We start from the raw sequence: 26,559 nt of genomic DNA, 5'->3' as shown, positions 1-26,559 counted from the left end.
ACTACCTGGTCGCGGGTAGTTATTGGAGATTGTTATGAAAGTCGTCGCTTTCGAGCGCCAACAGCAAGGTACGGGTGCGAGCCGCCGCCTGCGCAACACCGGTAAGACCACGGGTATCGTGTACGGTGGTGAAGCAGCGCCCCAAATGATCGAACTCGATCACAACGCCCTGTGGCACGCCCTGAAGAAGGAAGCCTTCCACGCGTCGATCCTCGACCTCGAAGTGGCCGGCCAGTCGCAACAGGTTCTGCTGCGCGACGTGCAATACCACCCGTTCCGCCAGCTCGTGCTGCACGTGGACTTCCAGCGCGTCGACGCGAAGAAGAAGCTGCACACCAAGGTGCCGCTGCACTTCCTGAACGCGGAAATCAGCCCGGCAGTGAAGCTGTCGAGCGCGATCGTCTCGCACGTCGTGAACGAAATCGAAGTCGAGTGCCTGCCGGCTGCCCTGCCGGAGTTCCTCGAAGTCGATCTGTCGAAGATCGAAGCAGGTCAGTCGCTGCACGCGAAGGACGTCACGCTGCCGGCAGGCGTCGCGCTGGTCGCGCACGTCGACGCTGAAAACCCGGTGGTCGCCTCGGCGACGATCCCGGCGGGCGCAGTCTCGGACGCGGCTGAAGGCGAAACGCCGGCTGCCTGAGCGCCCTTTCGATCCGTTTCCTGAAACGGTCGACGCAACCCGCCGCGGCTTGCCCGGCGGGTTTTTCTTTTTCCAGGACGGGCCGCCTCCGCGCGGACGCGCCCTTTCGAACATCATGATCAAACTGATCGTCGGCCTCGGCAATCCCGGGGCGGAATACACGGCAACCCGCCATAACGCGGGCTTCTGGCTCATCGACCAGCTCGCGCGCGAAGCCGGCGCGACGCTGCGCGACGAGCGGCGCTTCCACGGCTTCTACGCGAAGGCGCGCCTGCATGGCGAGGAAGTGCATCTGCTCGAACCGCAGACCTACATGAACCGCTCCGGCCAGTCGGTCGTCGCCCTCGCCCAGTTCTTCAAGATCCTGCCCGACCAGATCCTCGTCGCGCACGACGAGCTCGACCTGCCCCCCGGCGCGGCCAAGCTCAAGCTCGGCGGCGGCAGCGGCGGCCACAACGGGCTCAAGGACATCTCGGCGCACCTGTCGTCGCAGCAGTACTGGCGCCTGCGTCTCGGCATCGGCCATCCGCGCGACCTGATCCCCGAGGGCGCGCGCGCGGGCGCCAAGCCCGACGTCGCGAACTTCGTGCTGAAGCCGCCGCGCCGCGAGGAGCAGGAGGTGATCGACGCCGCGATCGAGCGCGCGCTCGCGATCATGCCGCTCATCATCCAGGGCGAACTCGAACGCGCCATGATGCAGCTGCATCGCAACTGAGCCCGTCGCGGCGGGCCGCGCGCCCCCGGCTGGGTTAAGCTCGTGGTTTTTCCCAGCGTCAGGAGCCAAGCGGTGAGCCGTTACTGGAGCGACATCGTTCAGGAACTCGTGCCCTACGTGCCGGGCGAACAGCCCGCATTCGCGCACCCGGTCAAGCTGAACACCAACGAGAATCCCTATCCGCCGTCGCCGCGCGTCGTCGAGGCGATCCGGCGCGAGCTGGGCGAAACCGGCGACGCGCTGCGCCGCTACCCCGATCCGGCCGCACGCGCGCTGCGCGAGACGGTGGCCGCGCATCACGGCATCGACCCGGCCCAGGTGTTCGTCGGCAACGGCTCCGACGAAGTGCTCGCGCACGTGTTCCAGGCCTTGCTCAAGCACGCGCGGCCGATCCGCTTTCCCGACATCACCTACAGCTTTTATCCGACCTATGCGCGCCTCTACGGCGTCGCCTACGAGACGATGCCGCTCGCGGACGACTTCTCGATCCGCCCCGACGACTTCCTCGGCGACAACGGCGGCGTGCTGCTCCCGAATCCGAACGCGCCGACCGGCCACGCGCTGCCGCGCGCGGACATCGAGCGGATCGTCGCGGGCAATCCGGATGCGGTGGTGGTGATCGACGAGGCGTACGTGGATTTCGGCGCGGAGTCGGCGCTGCCGTTGATCGGGCGCTATCCGAACCTGCTCGTGGTGCACACGGTGTCGAAGGCGCGTTCGCTCGCCGGCATGCGGGTCGGCTTCGCGTTCGGCGACGCCGCGCTGATCGAGGCGCTCAACCGCGTGAAGGACAGTTTCAACTCGTATCCGCTCGACCGTCTCGCGCAAGTCGCCGCGCAGGCCGCCTACGAGGATCAGGACTGGTTCGAGGCGACCCGCGGCCGGGTCGCGGCGAGCCGTGCGCGCCTCGCGGCCGAGCTGGCCGCGCTCGGCTTCGAGGTCGTGCCGTCGGCGGCCAATTTCGTGTTCGCGCGCCCTCCCGGCCGCGATGCGGCGACGCTCGCGGCCGCGCTCAGGCGACGGGAGATCATCGTCCGGCATTTCCGGCTGCCGCGCATCGAGCAGCATCTGCGCATCTCGATCGGCACCGACGCCGAATGCGACGCACTCGTCGCCGCGCTGCGCGAACTGCTCGCGCAGCCGGCCTGACGCGCCGGCCGGCGCGCCCCGCGCGTCAGGCGTCGCCGTCCTGCGCGGCGGCCGTCAGCGCGCGGTACTTCGCCATCAGCGCGTCATGGGTTTCCGGATGCTGCGGATCGCGCGGGATGCATTCGACCGGACACACCTGCTGGCACTGCGGCTCGTCGAAATGGCCGACGCACTCGGTACACTTGCTCGGATCGATCACGTAGATTTCCGGGCCCATCGAAATCGCGCCGTTCGGGCACTCGGGCTCGCACACGTCGCAATTGATGCACTCGTCGGTAATCATCAGGGACATACAGGTCTCGCTTCCGCCGGCGTGCGCCGGCGCTTGAATCAGCCGGCTGCGTCGCGTGTCACGCGGCCGGCCCGTGGCCCATCGCGGCCACTTTTTCCGTCAGCCATTTCTCGACCGACGGGAACACGAACTTGCTGACGTCGCCGCCCAGCTGCGCGATCTCGCGCACGATCGTGCCCGAGATGAACTGGTACTGGTCGGACGGCGTCATGAACATCGTCTCGACGTCGGGCAGCAGATAGCGGTTCATCCCCGCCATCTGGAACTCGTACTCGAAATCCGACACCGCACGCAGCCCGCGCACGATCACCCGCGCGTTGTTCGCGCGCACGAAATCCTTCAGCAGGCCGGTAAAGCCCATCACCTTCACGTTCGGGTAATGACCGAGCACTTCGTTCGCAATCTCCAGCCGTTCCTCGAGCGAGAAGAACGGCTTCTTCGCGCGGCTGTCCGCCACGCCGACGACCAGCGTATCAAAAATGCTCGATGCGCGCCGCACGAGATCCTCGTGGCCGCGCGTCAGCGGATCGAACGTACCGGGGTACACGGCGACTACCATGTCGCTCCTCCTGTCATCACGCAAATGGGGGCACGGCTACGCGCCGTGCCCGCCAGCCTGGACGCATCGCGCCCGGCGCCTCGTTTGGAACGCGCATTATTCATCATTTTCGCGTTGCAGCAAATGATAGTGGACTGCGCCCGCCTTGCCATGCCGCGCGACTTCCCACCCGGCCAGCACCTCATGCGCCTGCGGATCGAGTGCCTCGCCCGCCTCGACGTACAGCTGGCCGCCCGCGGCCACGAGCGGCAGGGCGAGCGCGAGCGCGCGCTCGAACAGCGCCGCGTCGCCGAACGGCGGGTCGAGGAACACCACGTCGAACGAGCCCGGCGCGAGCCCCGCCGCGAGCCGCAGCGCGTCGGCCTCCGCGACCTCGATCGCGCGCGCGGCCAGCTTGTCCTTGTTCGCGCGCAGCTGCTGCGCCGCGCGCGGATGGCGCTCGACCATCACCACGCTCGCCGCGCCGCGCGACGCCGCTTCGAAGCCGAGCGCGCCGCTGCCCGCGAACAGGTCGAGACAGCGCCGGCCGTCGAGGTCCTGGCCGAGCCAGTTGAACAGCGTCTCGCGCACGCGATCGGGGGTGGGGCGCAGGCCGTCCAGGTCGAGCACCGGCAGCGGTGTGCGCTTCCAGTCGCCGCCGATGATGCGGATCGTGTGCGGCTTGCCGCGCGCGGACGACGCGGACGGACGGGCGGAGGACGGACGGGACATACGAAAATTCGATTCGGAAAAGGTCGGCGAGAGGGCGGCGGGACGGGCCCGCCGCCGCGAACAGGCGCACGTTACCACAAGCCGCGCGCGGCTTCGCCGGTGGCGACGCGGCGCGCCTGATAAAATGGCGGGCTTCGGGCCTCCCGGCCCTGGACGCCAGCCGGCGCGCGCGCCGGCCCGGCCGTGCCGCCGGCAGCGCGGTGCGCCTTCTTCCTCCAAGCCAGACCATGTTCAGTTTCTTCAAACGCTTCAAAGGCAACCCGACGCAGGAAGCCACGCCGGACGAGTCGCCGGCCCCGGCGCAAAGCGCACCGGAAGCTCCCGCGCCAACGCCCGTCCCCGCCCCTTCGGCGCCCGCAGCCGCGCCGACGCCCGTCGCCGCGGCCCCGGTCGCGCCCGCCCCGGCCGTCGTCGTGACGGTCACGGCCGCCGACAGCGGCCCGGGCGAGGTCGTCGAGACGGTCGAGATCGTGCCGCCGCCCGTCATCGAGCCCGGCGCGCGGAAATCGTGGCTCACGCGCCTCAAATCCGGCCTGTCGAAGACGAGCGCGAGCATCACCGGCGTCTTCGTCAGCACGAAAATCGACGAAGACCTCTACGAGGAGCTGGAGACGGCGCTGCTGATGTCCGACGCCGGCGTCGACGCGACCGAGTATCTGCTCGGCGCGCTGCGCGAGAAGGTCAAGGCAGAGCGCCTGACCGACCCGCAGCAGGTGAAGGGCGCGCTGCGCGACCTGCTGATCGGGCTGCTCAAGCCGCTCGAGAAATCGCTGATGCTCGGCCGCGCGCAGCCGCTCGTGATGATGATCGCGGGCGTCAACGGCGCGGGCAAGACGACCAGCATCGGCAAGCTCGCGAAGCACCTGCAGCGCTTCGACCAGTCGGTGCTGCTCGCCGCGGGCGACACGTTCCGCGCGGCCGCGCGCGAACAGCTGTCGATCTGGGGCGAACGCAACAACGTGACGGTGGTCCAGCAGGAAAGCGGCGATCCGGCCGCGGTGATCTTCGATGCGGTCGGCGCCGCGCGCGCGCGCAAGATCGACGTGATGATGGCCGATACCGCCGGCCGCCTGCCGACGCAATTGCACCTGATGGAGGAATTGCGCAAGGTGAAGCGCGTGATCGGCAAGGCGCTCGACGGCGCGCCGCACGAGGTGCTGCTCGTGATCGACGCGAACACCGGGCAGAACGCACTCGCGCAGGTCAAGGCGTTCGACGACGCACTCGGTCTCACCGGCCTCATCGTCACGAAGCTCGACGGCACCGCGAAGGGCGGCATCCTCGCCGCGATCGCGCGGCAGCGCCCGGTGCCCGTCTACTTCATCGGCGTGGGCGAGAAGGTCGAGGACCTGCAGCCGTTCAGCGCAGAGGAATTCACCGACGCGCTGCTCGGCTGATCCGGGCCGCCGTGCGGCGGCCCCGCCTCACTCCGCGTCGGGCTGCTCGCCCGGCGCGGCCGCGCGGAACGCCTCGAGCGTCATCGCGTATTCGTAGATGCGCCGGATCGTCGGATACGGCTGCAGGTCGATCGAGAAGCGCTGGGCGTTGAACACCTGCGGCGCCAGGCACAGGTCGGCCAGCGTCGGGGTATCGCCGAAGCACAGCCTGCCCACGCGCGGATCGCCCGCGAGCCGCGTCTCCAGCGTCTTGAATCCCGCCTCGATCCAGTGCCGGTACCACGCGTTCTTCGCGTCCTCGTCGACGCCGAGCGCATGTTTCAGGTACTTGAGCACGCGCAGGTTGTCGAGCGGGTGGATCTCGCACGCGATCTGCAGCGCGATCGCCCGCACATAGGCGCGGTCGAGCGCCGCCTTCGGCAGCAGCGGCGGCTCCGGATAGGCTTCCTCCAGGTACTCGATGATCGCGAGCGATTGCTGAAGCGTCGCCTCGCCGTCGACGAAGGTCGGCACGATCCCGTCCGGATTCAGTGCGCGGTATTCGTCCTTCAGCTGCTGGCCGCCGTCGCGCAGCATGTGCACGGGCACGTACTCGTATGTGCGCTGCTTCAGGTTCAGCGCGATACGCACCCGATACGACGCCGAACTCCGGAAATAGCTGTACAGCTTCATCTGTCTGTCTCCTTGCGCCGGCCGGGCGGCGAACCCGGTCCGTATGACCGCCGCGCCGTGCGGCTGGGGGAGCCAAGTGTAGCCGCATTCCACGCCCGGTTGCGCGCGCCGTCAACTTGCCAGAACGCCGCAAATACGGTACTGAATGGAATCCCACTGACCCTCGCGACGCCCGCCGCCGCGCCGCCCCGCATGCCGATGACCGACTCCCACGACACCGCCCCCTTTCCGTGCGCCCGCTTCATCAAGGAAATCGGCCGCGGACCGCACGGCGCGCGCGCGCTGTCGGCCGACGACACCTTCGCGCTGTACCGGGCGATGCTCGACGGCCGGGTCTCCGACGCGGAACTGGGCGCGATCCTGATCGCGTATCGCCTGAAGGGCGAGACCGCCGACGAACTGGCGGCGATGCTCGCCGCCGCGCATGCGTCGTTCGAGCCGCTGCGGGTCCGCGACGGCGCGTTCCGCCCGGTCTCGATCCCGAGCTACAACGGCGCGCGCAAGCAGGCGAACCTGGTGCCGCTGCTCGCGCTGCTGCTCGCGCGCGAAGGCGTGCCCGTGCTCGTGCACGGCGTCGCCGAGGATCCCGGCCGCGTGACGAGCGCGGAAATCTTCGCCGCGCTGTCGATCCCCGCGGCGCGCTCGCACGACGAGATCGAGGACACCCTCGCCGAACGCCGCGTCGCGTTCGCGCCGATCACGCTGCTCGCGCCGCCGCTCGCACGCCTGCTCGCGATGCGCCGCGTGCTCGGCGTGCGCAATTCGACGCATACGCTCGTGAAGATCCTGCAGCCGTTCGAGCCGGCCGGCCTGCGGCTCGTCAACTATACGCATCCGCCCTATCGCGAGAGCCTCGCGCAGCTGTTCACCGGGCATCCCGAGGTCGCCGCGGGCGGCGCGCTGCTCGCGCGCGGCACCGAGGGCGAGGCGGTCGCCGACACGCGCCGCCAGGTGCAGGTCGACTGGCTGCACGACGGCCGCTGCGACACGCTGATCGAGCCGGAACGCGCGGCGGCCGATGCGGCGCCCGTCGACCTGCCCGCGGCGCGCGACGCGGCCACCACCGCCGCGTGGACGGACGCGGTGCTGCGCGGCGACGTCCCTGTGCCGGACACGGTCGCGCGCCAGGTCGAGCTGATCGCGCGACTCACGCGGATCGCCGCCTGATACGCCGGCCGCGCCGGCCACGCGGCCGTTCCGCGACATCCGTCGCCATTTTCTCGCGATGCAACGCGCACGCGGCGCGATTGACAGCATGCGCGGTCTTCGCATAGAGTTGCCCTATGCGTTCCTTCCAGAACACCCTCCGAATTACTTCCGGCCGCCTAGCGCGGCCGCTATCGCTACGACTAGCGTAAAGCTGTCGTAGCGCCGTGCATTTGTCCGCACGGTCCCTCCTTAGCAGTTCCTCGCAGTTCCTTCTCGCTGTTTTTTAACCCGTAGTCGTCAGCCTTCGTCCGTCTATCCGTCGGGCGATCCGCGAAGAAACCCTGCATCGCCGCGCGATCGAGCGCGACCTTGCGCAGGCCGCGTCCACCGACGCCCATGCCGCCCCTCTTCGCTCGCGACTTACCGCCACGAGGCCAAGATGAAGCGCAACCCCGCCGAGAAATACCGACCGTTCGAGCCTGTCCGTCTCCACGGACGCAAGTGGCCGACCCGCGCCATCGAACGCGCGCCGATCTGGATGAGCACCGATCTGCGCGACGGCAACCAGTCCCTGATCGAACCGATGAGCATCGAACAGAAGCTCGAATGCTTCGACATGCTGGTCGCGATCGGTTTCAAGGAGATCGAAGTCGGTTTTCCCTCGGCGTCGCAAACCGACTTCGATTTCGTGCGCAAGCTCATCGACGAACGGCGCATCCCCGACGACGTGACGATCGAAGTGCTCGTGCAATCGCGCGAGGACCTGATCGCGCGCACCTTCGAGGCCCTCGACGGCGTGCCGCGCGCGATCGTGCATCTGTACAACGCGATCTGCCCGTCGTTCCGGCGCATCGTGTTCGGCCTCTCGAAGGACGAGGTGAAGGCGCTCGCGGTCGACGGCACGCGGCTCATCAAGGAACACGCGCAGGCGCGGCCGGGCACCCGCTGGACCTACCAGTACTCGCCCGAGACCTTCAGCATGAGCGAGCTGCCGTTCGCGCGCGAGGTGTGCGACGCCGTCGCGCAGACCTGGCGGCCGACGCGCGATCACAAGATGATCGTCAATCTGCCCGCCACCGTCGAAGCCGCGATGCCGAACGTATTCGCCGACCAGATCGAATGGATGGACCGCAACCTCGGCTACCGCGACAGCATCGTGCTGTCCGTGCATCCGCACAACGATCGCGGCACCGCCGTCGCCGCGGCGGAGCTGGCGCTCCTCGCCGGCGCGGACCGCATCGAGGGCTGCCTGTTCGGCAACGGCGAACGCACCGGCAACGTCGACCTCGTCACGCTCGCGCTCAACCTGTACACGCAGGGCATCGACCCGGGCCTCGACTTCTCGGACATCGACGCGGTGCGCCGCGTGGTCGAACGCTGCAACCAGATCCCGGTCCATCCGCGTCATCCGTACGCGGGCGACCTCGTATTCACCGCCTTCTCCGGCTCGCACCAGGATGCGATCCGCAAGGGCTTCGCGCAGCAGCAGGCCGACGCGATCTGGGAAGTGCCGTACCTGCCGATCGATCCCGCCGACCTCGGCCGCAGCTACGACGCCGTGATCCGCGTGAACAGCCAGTCCGGCAAGGGCGGCGCGACCTTCCTGCTGGAACGCGGCCTCGGCTTCACGCCGCCGCGTCGCGTGCAGATCGAATTCAGCCACGCGGTGCAGGCGCTCGCCGATCGTTCGGGCGAGGAAGTGACGGGCGAGGCGATCTGCGCGCTGTTCGCCCGCGAATACCTCGAACCCGCCGGCCCCGCCGCACGCGCGGGCGGCACCGTGCGCTGGCACGATCGCGACATCTCGACCGCCTGCGCGGTGCCCGTCGACGCGACGCCGACCGTCGCGGCCGAACGCGCGGTCGCCGGCTTCGCGGCGGCGGGCGGCACCGCGATGGAGCTGGCGTCGTGCGAGGTGGTGCGCGCGGCGGATGGCCGCACGGCGGTCTTCGTCGGCTGCAAGGTGCGCGGCGCGCCGCTGCGCCACGGGGTCGGCGTGCACGAGCACGCGGTGGTCGCCGCGATCGACGCGGTCGCGAGCGCGATCAACCGTTCGGAATGGAGCCGCGCGGATCGCCGCGCGGCGGCTTGAGCCCGGCTCGAAGCCGGCCCGATGCGCGCCTCCCGCGCGCCGCGTCACCCGCGGCGCATGGGCACAGGACAAGCGGCCGAACCGGCCGCTTCGCGCGAGACATGAGAAGAGGCGCGACGAGCGCCTATGTCTCGGTCGCGCATCGGGTCGCCTGCCATGCCAGGAGACGCCACTTGCCGCTCTCCTGGGTCTGCACGGCGGTGTACGCGATCGGGAACACGAGGCCGCCGTTGTTGGCCTCCATCTCGATCAGCGCGCGGCCCGTCACGATGAAGGTCTCGTCGCCGACCGGCAGCACGTCCTGCGACTGGATCTCGATCTGGCGATAGCGGCGACGGCCCGCCGTGATCGCGTCGATGAACTGCTGCTTGCTCTCGCGCTTGCCATTCGTATGGACGTAGCAGACCTTGTCCGACAGCAGGACGTCGAGCGCCTCGCCGTCGCCGTCGACCATCGCGCGGAACCGGTCGCGCTCGAGCGCGCGTATCGCATCGATCACCTTCGCCACCATCGCCACACTCCTCGCCTGCAACCGCGCTGTCGCGCGTCGATCGGAATCAGAAGTTGTATTGCACGTAGAGCTGGCTGAAATTTATACCAGGATTCGGCTCTTTGATACCCGCATTGGACAGGTGCTGGAAGCGGAAGCCGGCCTGATACTGCTGACGATTGCCGAATTGCGCGCCGATTCCGACCATGTCCGCGAACTGGAACGAGGACGACATCGTGAAGTGCGTGGAGATGGTCGGATGCGACAGGAAGCGGATGCCCGCGCCGGCCTCGAGGAACGGGCGGATCGCGCCCGAGCTTTTGATGAAGCGGAACACGGGCGTCGCGCCGACTTCGACGATATTGCCGTGGACCGCATGATCGCCCTGATACCACCAGTTCGACACGTGCCCCTCGAGGACGAACGCGAAGTGCCAGCCGCCGATTGCCCACCCGTTCCAGCCCGGATCCCAGACCACGCCGAGATCGGCTGTCTTCACGTCGTGGTTGGCGATCCCGCCGCCGGCCTGCAGGCCCCAACGATCGGCAAAAGCGGCGCCGGAGCCGCTCAAGAGCGCGAGTGCCGCGGCCGCCTGCGCCGCGTACCGTCCCGCCCGGATCAGGTTCTTGTTCTTCATCCGTCCCACTCCAGCTGCTTGAATTGCATAGAGCCTCGCCGCTGCTTGAGCACGGGCTCGAAACAACTGAATCTTATGGTAAAGGACTTTTTCGATCGGTGTCGTCAGGCGAAATGGTTTGCTTCCAAATCATCAAGAATGAAAACGCTTTGCCTTTTCTCCCGAATATTCCTCCACCATTTACCCCGCTCGCCCAATCTCCGTCGAGCTGCTATCGGAACTCAAAAATCGATAGCAAAATGGGAACTCGAATGCCCCGGTCGCCTCTAAGGATTAGCACTCAATTGGCGAGAGTGCTAAGATGAGCCGCGGAATCGCCCAATAACGGGGCTAGTCCCTGATTCCCCAGGAGTTTTCTACGTGAGCAACGCACTGACCCTTCCGAACACCCTGAGCCCGGCGTCGGCTACGGCCGCTTCGGCAGGCTCATTGACGCTCGCTTCGCAGTCGCTGCTGCCCGGCCAGCTCGGCAACATCGACGCCTACATCCAGGCGGTCAACCGGATCCCGCTCCTGAGCGCGGAAGAGGAACGCCGGTACGCCACCGAGTTCCGCGACCAGAGCAACCTCGATTCCGCGCGCCGGCTGGTGCTGTCGCACCTGCGCCTCGTGGTGTCGATCGCGCGCAACTACCTCGGCTACGGGCTGCCGCACGGCGACCTGATCCAGGAAGGCAACATCGGCCTGATGAAGGCGGTCAAGCGCTTCGATCCGGAGCAGAACGTGCGCCTCGTGTCGTACGCGATCCATTGGATCAAGGCCGAGATCCACGAATACATCCTGCGCAACTGGCGGATGGTGAAGGTGGCCACCACCAAGGCGCAGCGCAAGCTGTTCTTCAACCTGCGCAGCCACAAGAAAGGCATGCAGGCGTTCACGCCGGAAGAGATCGACGGTCTCGCCCAGGAGCTGAACGTGAAGCGCGAGGAAGTGGTCGAGATGGAGACCCGCCTCTCGGGCGGCGACATCGCGCTCGAAGGCCAGGTCGAGGACGGCGAGGAATCCTACGCGCCGATCGCCTATCTGGCCGATTCGCACAGCGAGCCCACCGCCGTGCTCGCCGCGCGCCAGCGCGACACGCTGCAAACCGACGGCATCGCGCAGGCGCTCGACGCGCTCGACGCGCGTAGCCGCCGCATCATCGAGGCCCGCTGGCTGAACGTCGACGACGACGGCTCGGGCGGCTCGACGCTGCACGACCTCGCCGCCGAGTTCGGCGTCTCGGCCGAGCGGATCCGCCAGATCGAGGCCAGCGCGATGAAGAAGATGCGCACCGCCCTGGCCGAATACGCGTAAGCCTCCCGGCTCCCGCACCGCAACCGCTGCCCTCCGGCAGCGGTTTTTTTTCGCCCGATTCACTCGCCGGCTTGAGCAGTCCGGCCGGCCGTTGCAACCGGCGCGCGCCTTTCTCCCCAATCGTTGAGCCACCTCAAATTCCCGCGCCGGTTTCGCGACCGTGTGCCGCACTGCAGCACTAAGAGATTTCGCGGTCCGCTCGTAAAATTGGTATATCCGGACAAAAGGCGCTACAAATGCATGGAGTGGCCCCCGAACCGGAATAATCGGCAGGAATCTGCCTGAACCAAGCATCCGATACGCCGTGATACTCATCAACAAGAAAGCCGCGCCGCGCGCGGGCCCGTCGGGGTGGCGGACGCGCATGGCGGCCTGGGCCCGGGGCCCCACCCTCGCCCGTGACATCGCGATCGTGCTCGCCATCAAGCTGGTCTTGCTGATGGCGCTCAAGTACGCGTTTTTCAATCACCCGCAGGCGCGGCACATGTCGTTGCCCCCTGCCGCCGTCGCCGAGCAGCTGCTCTCGGTTCCGGCCTCCGATTCCTCTCAGGGAGACCACCATGATAAGTAGCGAAGTCGTCGATCTGTCGCGTCTGCAGTTCGGCATCACGGCGCTCTACCACTTCCTGTTCGTTCCGCTGACGCTCGGCCTGTCCTGGGTCCTCGTCATCATGGAAGCCGTCTACGTGATGACCGGCAAACAGGTCTACAAGGACATGACCCAGTTCTGGGGCAAGCTGTTCGGGATCAACTTCGCGATGGGCGTGACCACCGGGATCACGCTCGAATTCCAGTTCGGCACGAACTGGTCCTACTACTCGCACTATGTCGGCGACATCTTCGGCGTGCCGCTCGCCGTCGAAGGGCTGATGGCGTTCTTCCTCGAATCGACCTTCGTCGGCCTGTTCTTCTTCGGCTGGAACCGCCTCTCCAAGGTCAAGCATCTGCTCGTCACCTTCCTCGTCGCGCTGGGCTCGAACCTGTCCGCGCTGTGGATCCTGGTCGCGAACGGCTGGATGAACAATCCGGTCGGCGCGGAATTCAACTACCAGACCATGCGGATGGAGCTGACGAGCCTGTTCGACGTGCTGTTCAACCCGGTCGCGCAGGTCAAGTTCGTGCACACCGTGTCGGCGGGCTACGTCACGGCCGCGATGTTCGTGCTCGGCGTGTCGTCGTGGTATCTGCTCAAGAAGCGCGACACCGATTTCGCGCTGCGCTCGTTCGCGGTCGCGGCGGGTTTCGGCCTCGCCTCGACGCTGTGCGTGATCGTGCTCGGCGACGAATCGGGCTACACCACGGGCGAAGTGCAGAAGGTCAAGCTCGCGGCGATCGAATCGGAATGGGAAACCACGCCGGCGCCCGCGGCCTTCACGATCATCGGCCTGCCGAACCAGCAGGAAGAACGCACCGACTACGCGATCAAGATCCCGTACGCACTCGGCCTGATCGCGACGCGTTCGATCGATGAGCCGGTGATCGGCCTCAAGGACCTGATCAAGCGCAGCGAAGACCACATCCAGAGCGGCATGATCGCGTACGGCGCGCTGCAGAAGATCAAGGAAGGCGACGCCGGCGCCGAGACCCATGCGCTGTTCGACCAGCACAAGGCCTATCTCGGCTACGGGCTGATGCTCAAGCAGTTCACCGCGAACGTCACCGACGCGACGCCCGAGCAGATCAAGGCGGCCGCGAAGAAGACCATCCCGCCCGTGGCGCCCGTGTTCTTCTCGTTCCGCATCATGGTGTTCCTCGGCATCCTGTTCCTCGCGACCTTCATCGCGGCGTTCTGGTTCTGCGCGCGGCGCGAGCTGCTGCAGGAAAACCGCCGCTGGTTCCTGCGCTGGGCCGTGTGGGCGATCCCGCTGCCGTGGCTCGCCGTCGAATTCGGCTGGGTGGTCGCGGAACTGGGCCGTCAGCCGTGGACGATCGCCGGCATCCTGCCGACCCATCTGTCCGCGTCGAGCCTCACGCCGTCCGATCTGTATCTGAGCCTCGCCGGATTCATCGCGTTCTACACGGCGCTGTTCGTCATCGAGATCAAGCTGATGTTCAAGTACGCGCGACTCGGCCCGTCCTCGCTGCACACCGGCCGTTACTACCACGAGCAAAAGGCGATCGCCGATGCGACCGTCTGACGACGACCGCGTCCCCGCACTCGCATAAGGAATCGCTATGGACTACGCAACCCTCAAAGTGATCTGGTGGCTGCTCGTCGGCGTGCTGCTGATCGGCTTCGCCGTCACCGACGGCTTCGACATGGGCGCAACCGCGCTGCTGCCGTTCCTCGGCAAGACCGACGAGGAGCGCCGCATCATCGTCAACACCGTCGGCGCGACCTGGGAAGGCAACCAGGTCTGGCTCATCACCGCCGGCGGCGCGATGTTCGCGGCCTGGCCGCTCGTCTACGCGGCCTCGTTCTCGGGCTTCTACTTCGCGATGCTGCTCGTGCTGTTCGCGCTGTTCTTCCGGCCGGTCGGCTTCGACTACCGCAACAAGCGCCCCGACCCGCGCTGGCGCGCCGGCTGGGACTGGGGCCTGTTCGCGGGCGGCTTCGTGCCGTCGCTGGTGTTCGGCGTCGCGTTCGGCAACCTGCTGCAAGGCGTGCCGTTCTCGTTCGACACCGACCTGCGCGTCACCTACCACGGCGGCTTCTGGGCGCTCCTGAACCCGTTCGCGCTGCTGTGCGGGCTCGTCAGCCTGTCGATGCTCGTCGCGCACGGCGCGGCCTTCATCAAGATGAAGACCGACGGCGTGGTCGCCCGGCGCGCCTCGATCGCACTGCGCGTCGCCTCGCTCGTCGCGGTCGTGCTGTTCGTGCTGGCCGGCGTGCTGATCGCCTCGTTCATCGGCGGCTATCACATCACCCAGGCCGCGCCCACCGACTCGGTCGCGAACCCGCTGCTCAAGCAGGTGGCCGCCGGCTCGGGCCTGTGGCTCGCGAACTACGTCGACTACCCGTGGATGATCGCGGCGCCCGTGGTCGGCATCGCAGGCGGCCTGCTCGCCATGCTGCTCGCCGGCTCGAAGCTCGAAAAGACCGCGTTCGTCTGCACCGGCCTGATGGTGACCGGCGTGATCCTGACCGCGGGCTTCTCGATGTTCCCGTTCATCATGCCGTCCTCGCTCGACCCCCGCAGCAGCCTGACCGTGTGGGATTCGACCTCGAGCAAGCTGACGCTCGAAGTAATGCTCGGCGCCGTGATCGTATTCCTGCCGCTGATCCTGCTGTACACCACCTGGGTGTATCGCGTGATGCGCGGCAAGATCACCCCGCAGTTGCTCGAGGAAAACAAGCACACGATGTACTGACGCCGCGCCCGGGCGATCCGCCCGGGCCGGCACGTTTCGACAGGAGTCTGATCATGTGGTATTTCAGCTGGGTTCTCGGCATCGGCGTCGCGCTCGCGTTCGGCATCGTCAACGCGATGTGGCTCGAAGCCCGCCAGAAGGACGGGCCGCCCAAGGCCAAGCCCGCGCAGCACTGAGCCGCGCGTCGCGTCCGAACGAAGCCCCCGCCCGGGGGCTTTTTTACGCCCGCCGCGCGCCCGCCGGCCGGCGCCTCGCCTCATCCCGGACAGTGCCAATCAAATTCCAGATTAATACCACTTGAACACCAATCATCGGTTTTGTAAGATCTTCTGGAAAGCCGACGACAGGCCCCATCCACTCGAGTGGAGGAGACGTGAAGAATTCCCTTGCGGTGCGCTTCGTGCTGTCCTCCGCATCCGCCGATGCGCGGGGCGCGCCGCGCGCGCGTCCTGATGCCGCCTCCCCGCGCACGCACCCATGAGCGCGCGCCCGTCCGCACGCCGGCATCGCCGGCGCGAGCCCGACCCATGAGCGCGCGCGGCGTCCCGGCCGCGCCCCATCGCAGTTCCTGGATTCGTCACGGCATCACGCTTTCGGCGCCGAATCGCCGACCTCTCTAAGGAATACCCATGAACCGAATGCACGCTGTCGCTGCAGGGCTCGTTGCGTCCCTCGCATTCGCATGCGCTGTTGCGCATGCCCAAGCCGCACCGGCCGCCGCGCCGCAAGCGGGCGCGCCCGCCGCGGCCGCGGCCGGCCGGCCGCCCGTCAATCCGCTCGCGCTCGCCGCCGCGCTGTCCAACAACCTCGCACTGCGCGTCGCGGTCGACAACAACAACGCCGCGGCCGCGGGCGTACCCTGCGCCAATCTCGGGGCCGACTGGGCCGGTTGCGCGACCGGCCGCCTGATCCTCGTCAACCGCGGCCAGACCCGGATCGACGGCGCCGGCTGGAAACTCTATCTGCACAGCATCCGCCGCCTGCTGCGCATCGACCATCCCGGCTTCGCGCTGCGCCACCTGACCGGCGACCTGTACGAGCTGACGCCGCGCGCGGGCGCGGTGCAGTTCGCGCCGGGCGCGCGCATCGAGGTGCCGTTCGTCGCCGAATACTGGCTGCGCCGCTACAGCGACGTGCTGCCGCGGCCGTACGTCGTGGTCGCGGGCGCGCCGCCCGCCGTGCTGCGCTACGACGACACCGACGACGAAACCCGCTACGTCGAATCGCTGCCCGCCGACGCGCAAAGCAATTCGACCGGCAACGCACCGCCCGCGGTCGCGCAGCCCGTGGCGGCGCGCGCGCTGCCCGCGGTGCTGCGGCAGCAACTCGGCGACGCGACGCTCGACGTGCGCGGCGTCGATCTCGCGCTGCCCGACCTGTCCTGGGCGCACCTCGCCGCGCTGCGCGAGCGCGCGGGCACGCTCGGCCTCTACGGCGGCGGCGTCACGGTGCGCGGGCGCATCGCGCCGCGCCGCCTGCCCGCCGACATCGCGGTGCCCGGCGGCTACCGCCTGACGATCGGCCGCCAGGGCGTGACCATCGAGGGCTACGACGCGGCCGGGCTCTATTACGGCGTGCAGACGCTGTTCTCGCTGACGCCCGCGGGCGGCGGCGCGATCCCGTCGATGGTGGTCGAGGATGCGCCGCGCTTCCCGCACCGCGGCATGCATGTCGATCTCGCGCGCAACTTCAAGCACCCCGCGACGCTGCGCCGCCTGATCGACCAGATGAGCGCGTACAAGCTCAACCGGCTGCACCTGCACCTGTCCGACGACGAAGGCTGGCGCATCGAGATCCCGGGGCTGCCGGAGCTCACCGCGATCGGTGGACGCCGATGCCACGACCCGAGCGAATCGGTGTGCCTGCTGCCGCAGCTCGGCTCCGGTCCCGACAACCGTTCGGGCGGCGGCTATCTGCGTCGCGACGAGTACATCGCGCTGCTGCGCTACGCGGCCGACCGCTTCGTCGACGTGATCCCGGAAATCGACATGCCCGCGCATGCGCGCGCGGCGGTGATGTCGATGGAGGCGCGCTACCGGCGGCTGCATGCGCAGGGACGCGAGCAGGAAGCGAATGCGTACCGGCTGCTCGATCCGCAGGACACGTCGAACACGCTGTCGGTGCAGTTCTACGATCGCCACAGCTATCTGAACCCGTGTGCGCCGGGCGCGCTCGCGTTCGCGACGAAGGTGATCCGCGAGATCGCGGCGATGCATGCGGACGCGCAGGCGCCGCTGCCGATCTGGCATTTCGGCGGCGACGAGGCGAAGAACATCCTGCTCGGCGCGGGCTTCCAGCCGCTCAACGGCACCGATCCGGGCAAGGGTCGCGTCGACCTCGCCGCGCAGGACAAGCCGTGGGCGCGCTCGCCGATGTGCACCGCGCTGCTGCAGCGGGGCGAGATCAAGTCGATCGACGAGTTGCCGACGCGCTTCGCGCAGCAGGTGAGCACGGTGGTCAACGCGAACGGCATCGGCACGATGGCCGCGTGGCAGGACGGGCTCAAGCACGCGAACGGGCCGCAGGACTTCGGCACGCGCAGCGTGATGGTGACGCTGTGGGACACGCTGTTCTGGGGCGCGGCCGACAGCGCGCGGGACTGGAGCGCGAAGGGCTATCGCACGGTGCTCGCGCTGCCCGACTACCTGTACTTCGACTTCCCGTACACGACCAATCCGCGTGAGCGCGGGTATTACTGGGGTTCGCACGCGACCGACGAGTACAAGGTGTTCTCGTTCGCGCCCGAGAACCTGCCGCAGAACGCCGAGGTGATGGCGGACCGCGACGGCAATCCGTTCGAAGTCACGGGCACGGGAGCCGCGCCGAAACTGGAAGGGATGCAAGGGCAGGCGTGGGGCGAGGTGATGCGCAACGACCAGTTGCTCGAATACATGGTGTATCCGCGCCTGCTCGCGCTCGCGGAACGCGCCTGGCACCGGGCGGGTTGGGAACGGCCGTATCAGGCGGGCGTGCGCTACAAGCTCGGCGATACGCATCTCGTCGACAAGAACGCCCTGCAGAACGACTGGGCCGGCTTCGCGACGGTGCTCAAGCAACGCGAGCTGCCGAAGCTGCAACGAGCGGGGATCGGGTATCGGCAGCCGACGTTCGAGTTGGCTGATCACTGACGGAGGGCGTGATCGGCTGCGAAGCCGGTCATGCACACGCCGGGCGCATGCGATATGCCCGGCGTGTGCGTCGGACAAACTGCCCACGCTGTTCGACGTTGAACACGCCATGCCGGCAACGCGCTTCGGCAAGGCGTTCCTCATCGAGCCTCGCCCCAAGTCCATACATCCCTCGCGCATCACGCCTGTCGACGGGAACCCCTCTCCGTATTTCATCCAGGCGGCCATGCCGATACGGAACGTATCCGATCGTCGCAAGGCATCGGGATCCGCGTCCGAGCGTCAGGATGCGCGGCCCCGTCAACTCGGTGGATCGGCCGCTTTTTTGCGATGAATTCGACGGTACGCTGAAGCCACGAATGCACGCCGACGAGCTCTCGCGGGCACGGGCGAGTGTGTGGAAGATACCGGCATGCACGGGCGTGTCGCGAGGTGCGCGTCGTGTTGCCAAAGGGACGGACCATGACTGAACAGGAAACCGAAGACGCCGGCTTGTCTTCCACCGAGTATGTGAAGTGCGTCACCGCCTTCATGGACGATGTGAGCAGGTGGTGCGGAGACTGCGGCCTGGCCGTGGAACGCAACCTCGTCACACTGTGGGAGGAGCACATGGACAAATACGACGTCCCCGGCCTTCATATATCGAAAGACGGTGCGTCGTTGGGCAGGGTCGTGCCGACCGGATCAAGAATCATCGGTGCGGACGGGCGCGTGGACCTGAACGGTCGGATCACGAGGCATTCGCTCCTTTTCTATAGGGGAAGAAGCCCGTCGCCCCCGGCGCGGCCGATCGTCGGCCGACGCGCCGCGGCGGCGTCATCGATACGCACGCGCCCCGGAGTGGACGAAGACGGCTGGTATTGGATCGAGGCGTCCGTGCGCAGGTCGATGCGCGTCGACGAGAGTCTGTTTCTCGATCTGCTCACGGACGTTTCCGACTATGAGTTTTGATAACCCGCTCGATCCGGTCTATCGGTCATTTTCCATAGCGAGCGACTGTTTCAGGGTCGTTGCGCGAACGGTCCAAATGCAGCACGAGGAACTCATCGGACGCACGCACTTCGCCAGGGTGGCGCCGGAGGAGGCCAGTCCCGCCCTCGAAGGCGCAGCAAGACAAGCGGCCGACCTCGCCGTCCTGGCGCTGTTCGCTTCCTTCGAGCGGTTCGTCATCGCGCATCTGCAGGCGGCAAGCCATCTGCTCGCGGCAGGATACCCGCAGCAGTACGCCACCAGGCTGGCGGATAAATTCACGGATGAGGTCGAGTACTGGCGCTTCGGCGAGATCCTCAATCTTTTCAAGGCGGAGGTCGATCCTCACCTCATCGGCCAAGTGAAGCAAATCAAGCGCTATCGTGATCGCATTGCGCACAAGCAACCCAGGCAAGCCAAGCGCGACGCAGGTCACGCCCGAGAAGACATTCGATATCCTGACCATGATGATCGAACGGATTCGACAGGCCCACGTACCGCCCGCCGGCAACGGGATGGGCGAGGCTCGCGCACCGGAATCCGCTCGATAAGCGCGAGGCGCTGATTGCGGCCTGCTTCCCGCACTCTGCAGCGCATCGCCGCCGAGCCGCCCAATCGGGGCGACAGATCCGGCACGACGATTCGTGCGTGTCCATGAAGCGGGTGGACGGAATCCCCGCCGCCGAGCCGCCCCACCGTCAAGACTCAAAAAAGAAGCGGCTTGCGTTCCCGCAAGCCGCTTCCTCACCTCATGCCTCACAGGGCCGGACACGTCCGGCCTGGTCGATCACGCCGGCTGCGCCGCCGCCCCGCTGCCGTCCGTCGACGGCAACCGCGCCGCCAACTGCTGCGCATACCGCTGCGCCGCCTGCCCGCAGACGATGTGGAACGTATCGACCGACACCCACGCGACATCGAGCGCCGCCAGCCGCTGCCGGTCCACCGCCGACGGATCGCGCACGACCACGCGCAGACGCGTCGTCGCCACCGCATCGAGCGCCGCGACGTTGGTCGCGCCGCCGAACACCGCGAGCCAGCGCGCCGGCTCCGGATCGAGCGGCCCCGCATCGCCCGCCGCGACCGGCGCGGCAGCCGCCGCCGATGCCGTCGCCGCCGCACCCGAGCCGATCTCGCTGCGGATCTCGTCCGCGATCAGATCCGCTTCCGGCCCGATGATCACCTGCACGCTGCTGCCGCCGCGCTTGAGCACGCCGCGCGCGCCGATCGTCTTCAGATCCGCCTCGGACACCTTCTCCGGATCGACCACCGACAAACGCAGCCGCGTCGTGCATGCATCGACGACCGACAGGTTCGCCGCGCCGCCCAGCGCCGCGATGTAGTGCTGCGCGCGCGACACCGCGGCGCCCGCCGTCGGCGACACGAAGCCGCCGCTGCCGAACGAGGCCGCCTGCGCCTGTTCCGCGCCCGGCTCGCGGCCCGGGGTCGCCATGTTGAAGGTGCGGATGAAGAAGCGGAACAGCCCGTAGTACGCGACCGCATAGGCCACGCCGAGCGGAATCGCGATCCAGCCCTTCGTCGACAGGCCGTAGTTGAGCACATAGTCGATCGCGCCCGCCGAGAACGTGAAGCCGAGCTTCACGCCAAGCAGTTGGCAGATCGCGAGCGAAAGCCCCGTCAGCAGCGCATGGATCACGTACAGCACCGGCGCGAGGAACATGAAGCTGAATTCGATCGGCTCGGTCACGCCGGTCAGGAACGAGGTCAGCGCCATCGAGAACAGCAGGCCGCCGACCACCGCGCGGCGCTCCTTCGGCGCTTCATGGAACATCGCGAGACAGGCGGCCGGCAGGCCGAACATCATGATCGGGAAGAACCCGGCCATGAAGCCGCCCGCGGTCGGATCGCCCGCGAAGAAGCGATGCAGGTCGCCCGTCACCGCCGCGCCGCCCGCCGGCGTGAAGGTGCCGAACACGAACCAGGCGAGCGAGTTGATGATGTGGTGCAGGCCCGTGACGAGCAGCAGACGGTTCAGGAACCCGAACACGAAGGTGCCGATCGCGCCCGCGGTCGTGAGCCACTGGCCGGCCGCGTCGATCGCGTGCTGCACCGGCTGCCACACGTAGCCGAACACGATCCCGAGCACCACGCACACGAGCCCCGTGATGATCGGCACGAAGCGTTTGCCGCCGAAGAACGCGAGGTAGTCCGGCAGCTTGATGTCCTTGTAGCGGTTGTACAGCAGCCCCGCCGTGACCCCCGCGATGATCCCGGACAGCACGCCCATGTTCAGCTTCGGGTCGATGTCCTTCATGATCGCGACTTCGATCAGATAGCCGATCGCGCCCGCGAGCGCGGCCACGCCGTTGTTGTCCTTCGCGAAGCCGACCGCCACGCCGATCGCGAACAGGAGCGGCAGGTTGTCGAAGATCGCGCCGCCGGCGTCGGCGATCATCTTGATGTTGAACACATCCGGCTGGCCCAGGCGCAGCAGGATGCCGGCGACCGGCAGCACCGCGATCGGCAGCATCAGCGCCCTGCCCAGGCTCTGTATTTTCAGAAACGGGTTCCCGTCCATTCAGTCCTCCAATCCTTATGTCTCGTCGTTGATTTAATAGCTCTGTTGCCTGCAGCGGATGCGATTTCGTCGAACGCCGGTTCAGTCCAGCGGCCAGATTTCGCGGCTTGCAGCCCTTACCGCCTGTGCCGATTCCAGCGCGAGCGCGTCCTGCGCGCGTTGTCGGCACAGTTGATAATCGAGACGGCGCACACGCGCCTTGATGCCCGGCACCGACACCGGGTCCACCGACAATTCCGTGACGCCGAGGCCGACCAGCAGCGGCACCGCCACCGGATCGCCGCCCAGCGCGCCGCACACGCCCACCCACTTGCCGTGTTTCTCCGCGCCGCGCACGGTCGCGTCGATCAGGCGCAGCACGGCCGGATGCAGGCCGTCCGCGAGCGCGGCGAGATCCGCCTGGCAGCGGTCCATCGCGAGCGTGTACTGGGTCAGATCGTTGGTGCCGATCGACAGGAAGTCCGCGTGCGCCGCCAGCTGATCCGCGAGCAGCGCGGCCGACGGCACTTCGATCATCACGCCCACCTCGATCGGATCGGTGCGGCCGAGCGCGCGCGCGAATTCGTCGATGCGCGTGCGGATCCGCACCAGCTCGCCCACGTCGGTCACCATCGGCAGCAGGATCCGCACCGCGCCGAACGGCTTCACCGAGAGCAGGCCCTGCAATTGATCGTCGAGCAGGTCCGGCCGGACCTGCGCGAGCCGGATCCCGCGCAGGCCGAGCGCCGGATTCGGCTCGGGCGGCAGCGTCAGGTAATCGACTTCCTTGTCCGCGCCGACGTCGAGCGTGCGGATGATCGCGGTGCGGCCCTGCAGCGCGTCGACGATCGACTGGTAGCTCTGCTGATGCTCGCTCGTGGTCGGCGCAGCCTGGCGATGAATGAACATCAGCTCGGTGCGCAGCAGGCCGACCGAGTCGGCGCCGTTGTCGACCGCCACGTTCGCGTCGTCGAGCGTCGCGATGTTCGCGGCCACCTCGATGGTGCGGCCGTCATGCGTGACGGCGGCTTCGCGCGAGGTGCGGCGATTCACCTCGCGCACGCCCGCGAGTCGCCGGCGTTCGGTGCGCGCGCGCTCGACGTCGAGCGCCGTCGGCGCGTGTTCGAGCCGGCCCGCGCTCGCGTCGACCACCACCTGCGTGCCTTCCGGAATCGCGTGCAGCGCGTCGCCCACGGCCACCAGCGCGGGAATGCCGAGCTGGCGCGCGATGATCGCCGCATGCGAGGTCGCGCCGCCGCGCGCCATCACGAGTGCGGTCACGCGTTCGCGATCGAGCGTCGACAAGTCCGAGGGCGTGAATTCCTCCGCCGCCAACACGGCCTCGTCGGGCAGTTGGCGCGCGGTCGTGTTCGCATAGCCGAGTGCGCGCAGCACGCGCTTGTCGATGTCGCGCAGGTCGGCCGCGCGTTCGGCGAGCAGCGCGTCGTCGACGTTCGACAGGATCGCGATCTGCGCGCGGATCGTCTCGCGCCAGGCGTGGCCCGCGCTCTTGCCGAGGCTGATCAGGTCGCGCGCGGCGTCGATCAGCGTCGGGTCTTCGAGCAACACGCGGTGCACGGCGAAGATCCCGGCCTCGCCCACCGCGCCGCGTTGCGACGCGCTGCGCACCGTTTCGTCGAGCTCCGCGTCGACGTCGGCCAGCGCCTTGTCGAGCAGGCGACTCTCGGCGGCGGACGTGCCGCTCGCCCGCTCGGGCGGCGTCGGGTCGGCGTCGTCCCAGCGCACCAGCGCGCCCACCGCGATGCCGGGCGCCGCGCATACGCCCGCGAGCGTGTTCGGATCGAGCGGCACGCCGGCGCCGCGCCCGACGGCAGGCGCTTGGGCGAAACCGGCGGCGCGCGCCGGCTTCTCCTCGACCTCGCCGTGCGCCTCGCGCAGCAGTTCGACGGCGACCGCATCGACCGCGCGCGCGGCCTGCGGGCCGCTGCCGACCAGCTCGATGGTCGCGTGCTCGCCGGCACCGAGGCCGAGCAGGCCGACGACGCTCTCGATCGCCGCGCGGCGGCCTTCGAAATACACCTCGACCTTCGCGTCGAGGCCGCGCGCGGCTTCGCGCGCACGCGCGGCGGGCCGCGCATGCAGGCCGCCCGGCTGGCTCAGCGTGAGCGCGCGGCGCACCTCGGTCGAGGTCGAAGTCGCGGTCGCGGCGGGCGCGGCCTCGACGGGCTGCGCCGGCGCCGCGCCCTGCGCGCGCAAGGTGAGGAGCGTGGTTTCGCCCGCCGTCACGAGGCCGCCGCCCACGCGCCCGACGACCGCGAACGCATCCGAGTTGGCGACCGCGATCACCGACACGAGGCTGTGCGCTGCGCGCGCGACCGCGTCCTGGTCGAATTCGATCAGGAGGTCGCCCGTGCGCACCTGCGCGCCCTGCTCGACCTTCGCGGTGAACCCGCTGCCGGCCAGCTCGACGGTGTCGATGCCGATATGCAGCAGGATCTCCGCGCCCTGCTGCGTCGTGATCGTCACCGCGTGGCCGGTGCGCGCGAGATGCGACACCACGCCGTCGCACGGCGCGACGAGCCGGCCGTCGAGCGGATCGATGCCGATGCCGTCCCCGAACATGCCGCCCGAAAACACCGGATCGGGCACCTCGGCCAACGGGACGACCGGGCCCGTCAAGGGCGCCAGCAGGACAATCTGGTCGTGGGATGCATTCTTCAACAGGGACTCCTCGGCACGTCTCATCGCTTATCTCGGCTGGTCAATGCGTTTCGGTGACTTTGTTCAGGTGGCGCGGCGTGTCCGGATTGCGGCCGCGCGCGACGGCGAGGTCCGCAGCCATCACGTAGAACGAAAGAATGGCGGCGATCGGATCGAGCGCCGGGTGGGCGGACTGCGCAAGCGGCAGCGTGGCGTCGGGCGTGCCGGCGGGCGCGGCGAGCAGCACCCGCGCGCCGCGCGCGCGCATGTCGCGCGCGAGCTGCAGGAGGCCTTCCTGTTCCGGCCCGGGCGGCGCGAACACGAGCAGCGGATAGTCGCGGTCGATCAGCTCCATCGGCCCGTGCCGCACTTCCGCGCTCGAGAATGCCTCGGCCTGGATGCCCGAGGTTTCCTTGAGCTTGAGCGCCGCTTCCTGCGCGATCGCGAGACCGAGCCCGCGACCGATCACGATCATCCGCTCGACGTCGCGCAACTCCGCGACGGCGCTCGACCAGTCGAGCCCGCCCGCCTGCACGAGCACGTCGGGCAGGCCGCGCAGCGCGGCGAGCAGCGCGGCGTCCTGCTGCCAGAACGCAACGATCTGCGCGGACAGCGACAGCATCGCGATATAGCTCTTGGTCGCGGCCACCGACAGCTCGGGGCCGGCCAGCAGCGGCAGCTGGTGCTCGCATGCGTCGGCGAGCGGCGACGGCAGCACGTTGACCGCCGCGACCGTGAGCGCGCCCGCGTCGCGCAGCGCCGCCATCGTATTGACGAGATCCGGGCTCTTGCCCGACTGCGAGAACGCCAGCGCGAGCTGCCCGGCCACGCGCAGCGGCGCCTGTTGCAAGGTGGCGACCGACATCGGCAGCGATGCGACCGGCACGCCGAGACGGCTCATCGTGAGGCTCGCGAAATAGCTGGCGGCGTGATCGGAACTGCCGCGCGCCACCGTCAGCGCGACCTGCGGCACATGCGCGGCCAGGTGCGCGGCGAGCACTTCGACGCGGCGGGTGTCGGCGAGTTGCGCGGCCACCACCTGGGCGGCTTCGCGCGCCTCGTTAAGCATATTCGACAATCGATTCTCCTTCGACATAGGTCGCGGTCAGGTTCAGGTCGCGGTCGAACACCGCGACGTCGGCCCACGCGCCGCGCGCGAGGCGGCCGCGATCGGCGACGCCGAGATAGTCGGCCGCGTAGCGCGACATGCGGTTCGACACGTCGGCGATCGGCAGGCCCAGCGACACGAGGTTGCGCAGCGCCTGGTCCATCGTCAGCGTGCTGCCGGCGAGCGTGCCGTCGGCCAGGCGCACGCCGCCCAGGCACTTCGTCACGTGCTGGCTGCCGAGCCGGTATTCGCCGTCCGGCATGCCGGTCGCGGACGTGCTGTCGGTCACGACGTAGAGCCGCGGGATCGCGCGCAGCGCCGCGCGGATCGCGCCCGGATGCACGTGCAGCAGATCGGGGATGATCTCCGCGTACTCCGCATGCGCGAGCGCCGCGCCGACGAGGCCCGGATTGCGGTGATGCAGCGGCGACATCGCGTTGAACAGGTGGGTGAAGCCGCATGCGCCGTGCTTGAGCGCGGTGACGGCGTCGTCGTAGGTCGCGAGCGAGTGGCCGAGCTGCACGCGCACGCCGCGCGCCGCCATCTCCGAGATGATCTCGATGTGGCCGGCGATCTCGGGCGCGAGCGTGACGACACGGATCGGCGCGATCGACAGGTACTTGAGCACTTCGTCGAGCACCGCCGACACGGCCGCGTCGGGCTGCGCGCCGAGCTTGCCCGGGTTGATGTAAGGACCTTCCAGGTGGACGCCCAGCACGCGCGCGCCGCCCGGCGTGCGCGTGCGCGCGACGTCGCCCAGGCCCGCGACGACGTGCATCAGTTCGTCGCGCGGCGCCGTCATCGTGGTGGCGAGCAGGCTGGTCGTGCCGTAGCGCGCGTGCGTGCGCGTGATCGCCTCGATCGCGTCGCCGCCTTCCATCACGTCGGCGCCGCCGCCGCCGTGCACGTGCAGGTCGATGAAACCCGGCAGGATGTACTGCGCGTCGTTCTTCGCCGGATCGACGCGGTCGCCCGACAGTGCGGTAATCCGGCCGTTCTCGAAATCGAGCGTGCCGTGGATCCAGCCTTCGGGGGTGAGTATGTTTCCGGTCAGCATGACTGTCTCT

Annotated in this window: 25 protein-coding genes; 14 read left to right on the top strand and 11 right to left on the bottom strand. The window is 68.3% G+C overall.

What is annotated here, in order from left to right; genetic code table 11:
• Positions 1-19: 19 nt before the first annotated feature.
• The gene (locus tag AC1RQF_RS17820) at positions 20-145 is read right to left on the bottom strand and encodes a ribose-phosphate pyrophosphokinase (RefSeq protein ID WP_407655512.1); all 126 of its coding nucleotides are present in this window, start codon (positions 143-145) and stop codon (positions 20-22) included.
• Here AC1RQF_RS17820 and AC1RQF_RS17815 point away from each other — a divergent pair.
• The 3 genes from AC1RQF_RS17815 to hisC all read left to right on the top strand — a co-directional run bounded on the left by AC1RQF_RS17815 (position 89) and on the right by hisC (position 2,504).
• Complete coding sequence (locus tag AC1RQF_RS17815) at positions 89-640, top strand: 50S ribosomal protein L25/general stress protein Ctc (protein WP_443111600.1); 552 nt, start codon at positions 89-91, stop codon at positions 638-640. The two genes, AC1RQF_RS17820 and AC1RQF_RS17815, sit on opposite strands and share 57 nt — an antisense overlap.
• 115 nt (positions 641-755) lie before the next feature.
• Positions 756-1,355 (top strand): aminoacyl-tRNA hydrolase, encoded by a 600-nt coding sequence (gene pth, locus AC1RQF_RS17810; RefSeq protein WP_273999198.1) that lies wholly within the window; start codon positions 756-758, stop codon positions 1,353-1,355.
• A 72-nt stretch (positions 1,356-1,427) separates the two neighbouring features.
• Positions 1,428-2,504, top strand: coding sequence for a histidinol-phosphate transaminase (hisC, locus tag AC1RQF_RS17805; protein ID WP_492872619.1), 1,077 nt, complete (start codon positions 1,428-1,430; stop codon positions 2,502-2,504).
• Positions 2,505-2,529: 25 nt separating this feature from the next.
• Here hisC and AC1RQF_RS17800 read toward each other — a convergent pair whose 3' ends face one another.
• The 3 genes from AC1RQF_RS17800 to rsmD all read right to left on the bottom strand — a co-directional run bounded on the left by AC1RQF_RS17800 (position 2,530) and on the right by rsmD (position 4,066).
• Complete coding sequence (locus AC1RQF_RS17800; protein WP_273999200.1) at positions 2,530-2,796, bottom strand: YfhL family 4Fe-4S dicluster ferredoxin; 267 nt, start codon at positions 2,794-2,796, stop codon at positions 2,530-2,532.
• Positions 2,797-2,854: 58 nt separating this feature from the next.
• Positions 2,855-3,355 (bottom strand): pantetheine-phosphate adenylyltransferase, encoded by a 501-nt coding sequence (gene coaD / locus AC1RQF_RS17795; protein WP_252983341.1) that lies wholly within the window; start codon positions 3,353-3,355, stop codon positions 2,855-2,857.
• Between the two features lie 96 nt (positions 3,356-3,451).
• Positions 3,452-4,066: a 16S rRNA (guanine(966)-N(2))-methyltransferase RsmD gene (rsmD, locus tag AC1RQF_RS17790; RefSeq protein WP_492872618.1), complete on the bottom strand. Its 615-nt coding sequence runs from the start codon at positions 4,064-4,066 to the stop codon at positions 3,452-3,454.
• Between the two features lie 227 nt (positions 4,067-4,293).
• On the opposite strand from rsmD, the gene ftsY reads away from it, so the two are divergent.
• Positions 4,294-5,463, top strand: coding sequence for a signal recognition particle-docking protein FtsY (gene ftsY / locus AC1RQF_RS17785; protein WP_492872617.1), 1,170 nt, complete (start codon positions 4,294-4,296; stop codon positions 5,461-5,463).
• Between the two features lie 27 nt (positions 5,464-5,490).
• Here ftsY and maiA read toward each other — a convergent pair whose 3' ends face one another.
• Complete coding sequence (gene maiA / locus AC1RQF_RS17780) at positions 5,491-6,135, bottom strand: maleylacetoacetate isomerase (RefSeq protein WP_273999204.1); 645 nt, start codon at positions 6,133-6,135, stop codon at positions 5,491-5,493.
• A gap of 198 nt (positions 6,136-6,333) precedes the next feature.
• Here maiA and ybiB point away from each other — a divergent pair, with 198 nt between their 5' ends.
• Together ybiB and leuA are read left to right on the top strand one after the other, a co-directional pair.
• Positions 6,334-7,302 carry a DNA-binding protein YbiB gene (ybiB, locus tag AC1RQF_RS17775; protein ID WP_492872616.1) on the top strand — a complete coding sequence of 323 codons (969 nt, stop codon included), beginning with the start codon at positions 6,334-6,336 and terminating at the stop codon, positions 7,300-7,302.
• A 421-nt stretch (positions 7,303-7,723) separates the two neighbouring features.
• The gene (leuA, locus tag AC1RQF_RS17770; RefSeq protein ID WP_492872615.1) at positions 7,724-9,376 is read left to right on the top strand and encodes a 2-isopropylmalate synthase; all 1,653 of its coding nucleotides are present in this window, start codon (positions 7,724-7,726) and stop codon (positions 9,374-9,376) included.
• A gap of 124 nt (positions 9,377-9,500) precedes the next feature.
• Here leuA and AC1RQF_RS17765 read toward each other — a convergent pair whose 3' ends face one another.
• On the bottom strand, positions 9,501-9,887 hold the full coding sequence (locus AC1RQF_RS17765) for a nuclear transport factor 2 family protein (RefSeq protein WP_273999207.1): 387 nt from the start codon (positions 9,885-9,887) through the stop codon (positions 9,501-9,503).
• A 46-nt stretch (positions 9,888-9,933) separates the two neighbouring features.
• Positions 9,934-10,503, bottom strand: coding sequence for an acyloxyacyl hydrolase (locus AC1RQF_RS17760; RefSeq protein WP_492872614.1), 570 nt, complete (start codon positions 10,501-10,503; stop codon positions 9,934-9,936).
• 360 nt (positions 10,504-10,863) lie between these two features.
• Here AC1RQF_RS17760 and rpoH point away from each other — a divergent pair, with 360 nt between their 5' ends.
• The 8 genes from rpoH (at position 10,864) to AC1RQF_RS17720 (ending at position 19,773) form a co-directional block, all read left to right on the top strand.
• Complete coding sequence (gene rpoH / locus AC1RQF_RS17755; RefSeq protein WP_273999210.1) at positions 10,864-11,799, top strand: RNA polymerase sigma factor RpoH; 936 nt, start codon at positions 10,864-10,866, stop codon at positions 11,797-11,799.
• A gap of 304 nt (positions 11,800-12,103) precedes the next feature.
• Entirely contained in the window at positions 12,104-12,370 is a 267-nt protein-coding gene (cydP, locus tag AC1RQF_RS17750) for a cytochrome oxidase putative small subunit CydP (RefSeq protein WP_273999211.1), read from the top strand.
• Positions 12,360-13,937 (top strand): cytochrome ubiquinol oxidase subunit I, encoded by a 1,578-nt coding sequence (locus tag AC1RQF_RS17745; RefSeq protein WP_273999213.1) that lies wholly within the window; start codon positions 12,360-12,362, stop codon positions 13,935-13,937. The genes cydP and AC1RQF_RS17745 overlap by 11 nt, the downstream gene beginning before the upstream one ends.
• Before the next feature lie 37 nt (positions 13,938-13,974).
• The gene (cydB, locus tag AC1RQF_RS17740; RefSeq protein WP_273999214.1) at positions 13,975-15,111 is read left to right on the top strand and encodes a cytochrome d ubiquinol oxidase subunit II; all 1,137 of its coding nucleotides are present in this window, start codon (positions 13,975-13,977) and stop codon (positions 15,109-15,111) included.
• 53 nt (positions 15,112-15,164) lie between these two features.
• Positions 15,165-15,287, top strand: coding sequence for a cytochrome bd-I oxidase subunit CydX (gene cydX / locus AC1RQF_RS17735; protein WP_273999216.1), 123 nt, complete (start codon positions 15,165-15,167; stop codon positions 15,285-15,287).
• Between the two features lie 453 nt (positions 15,288-15,740).
• Positions 15,741-18,239, top strand: coding sequence for a family 20 glycosylhydrolase (locus AC1RQF_RS17730; protein ID WP_492872613.1), 2,499 nt, complete (start codon positions 15,741-15,743; stop codon positions 18,237-18,239).
• Positions 18,240-18,701: 462 nt separating this feature from the next.
• Positions 18,702-19,190 carry a hypothetical protein gene (locus AC1RQF_RS17725; protein ID WP_492872612.1) on the top strand — a complete coding sequence of 163 codons (489 nt, stop codon included), beginning with the start codon at positions 18,702-18,704 and terminating at the stop codon, positions 19,188-19,190.
• Positions 19,180-19,773, top strand: a complete 594-nt coding sequence (locus AC1RQF_RS17720; RefSeq protein WP_492872611.1) for a hypothetical protein — start codon at positions 19,180-19,182, stop codon at positions 19,771-19,773. Before AC1RQF_RS17725 ends, AC1RQF_RS17720 begins: the two co-directional genes overlap by 11 nt.
• A gap of 222 nt (positions 19,774-19,995) precedes the next feature.
• Here the strand turns inward: AC1RQF_RS17720 and nagE are convergent, their stop codons facing one another.
• The 4 genes from nagE to nagA all read right to left on the bottom strand — a co-directional run bounded on the left by nagE (position 19,996) and on the right by nagA (position 26,549).
• Positions 19,996-21,744, bottom strand: a complete 1,749-nt coding sequence (nagE, locus tag AC1RQF_RS17715) for an N-acetylglucosamine-specific PTS transporter subunit IIBC (RefSeq protein WP_273999221.1) — start codon at positions 21,742-21,744, stop codon at positions 19,996-19,998.
• Positions 21,745-21,825: 81 nt separating this feature from the next.
• Positions 21,826-24,429: a phosphoenolpyruvate--protein phosphotransferase gene (gene ptsP / locus AC1RQF_RS17710; protein WP_492872610.1), complete on the bottom strand. Its 2,604-nt coding sequence runs from the start codon at positions 24,427-24,429 to the stop codon at positions 21,826-21,828.
• 16 nt (positions 24,430-24,445) lie between these two features.
• Entirely contained in the window at positions 24,446-25,453 is a 1,008-nt protein-coding gene (locus AC1RQF_RS17705; RefSeq protein WP_274004383.1) for an SIS domain-containing protein, read from the bottom strand.
• Complete coding sequence (nagA, locus tag AC1RQF_RS17700) at positions 25,446-26,549, bottom strand: N-acetylglucosamine-6-phosphate deacetylase (protein ID WP_273999223.1); 1,104 nt, start codon at positions 26,547-26,549, stop codon at positions 25,446-25,448. Before nagA ends, AC1RQF_RS17705 begins: the two co-directional genes overlap by 8 nt.
• Positions 26,550-26,559: the final 10 nt, after the last annotated feature.

This window comes from Burkholderia sp. GW821-FHT14F03, from assembly GCF_058803765.1.
Note: the sequence above shows the minus strand (reverse complement) of the source record. Positions and strands in the feature narration are given on the sequence as shown.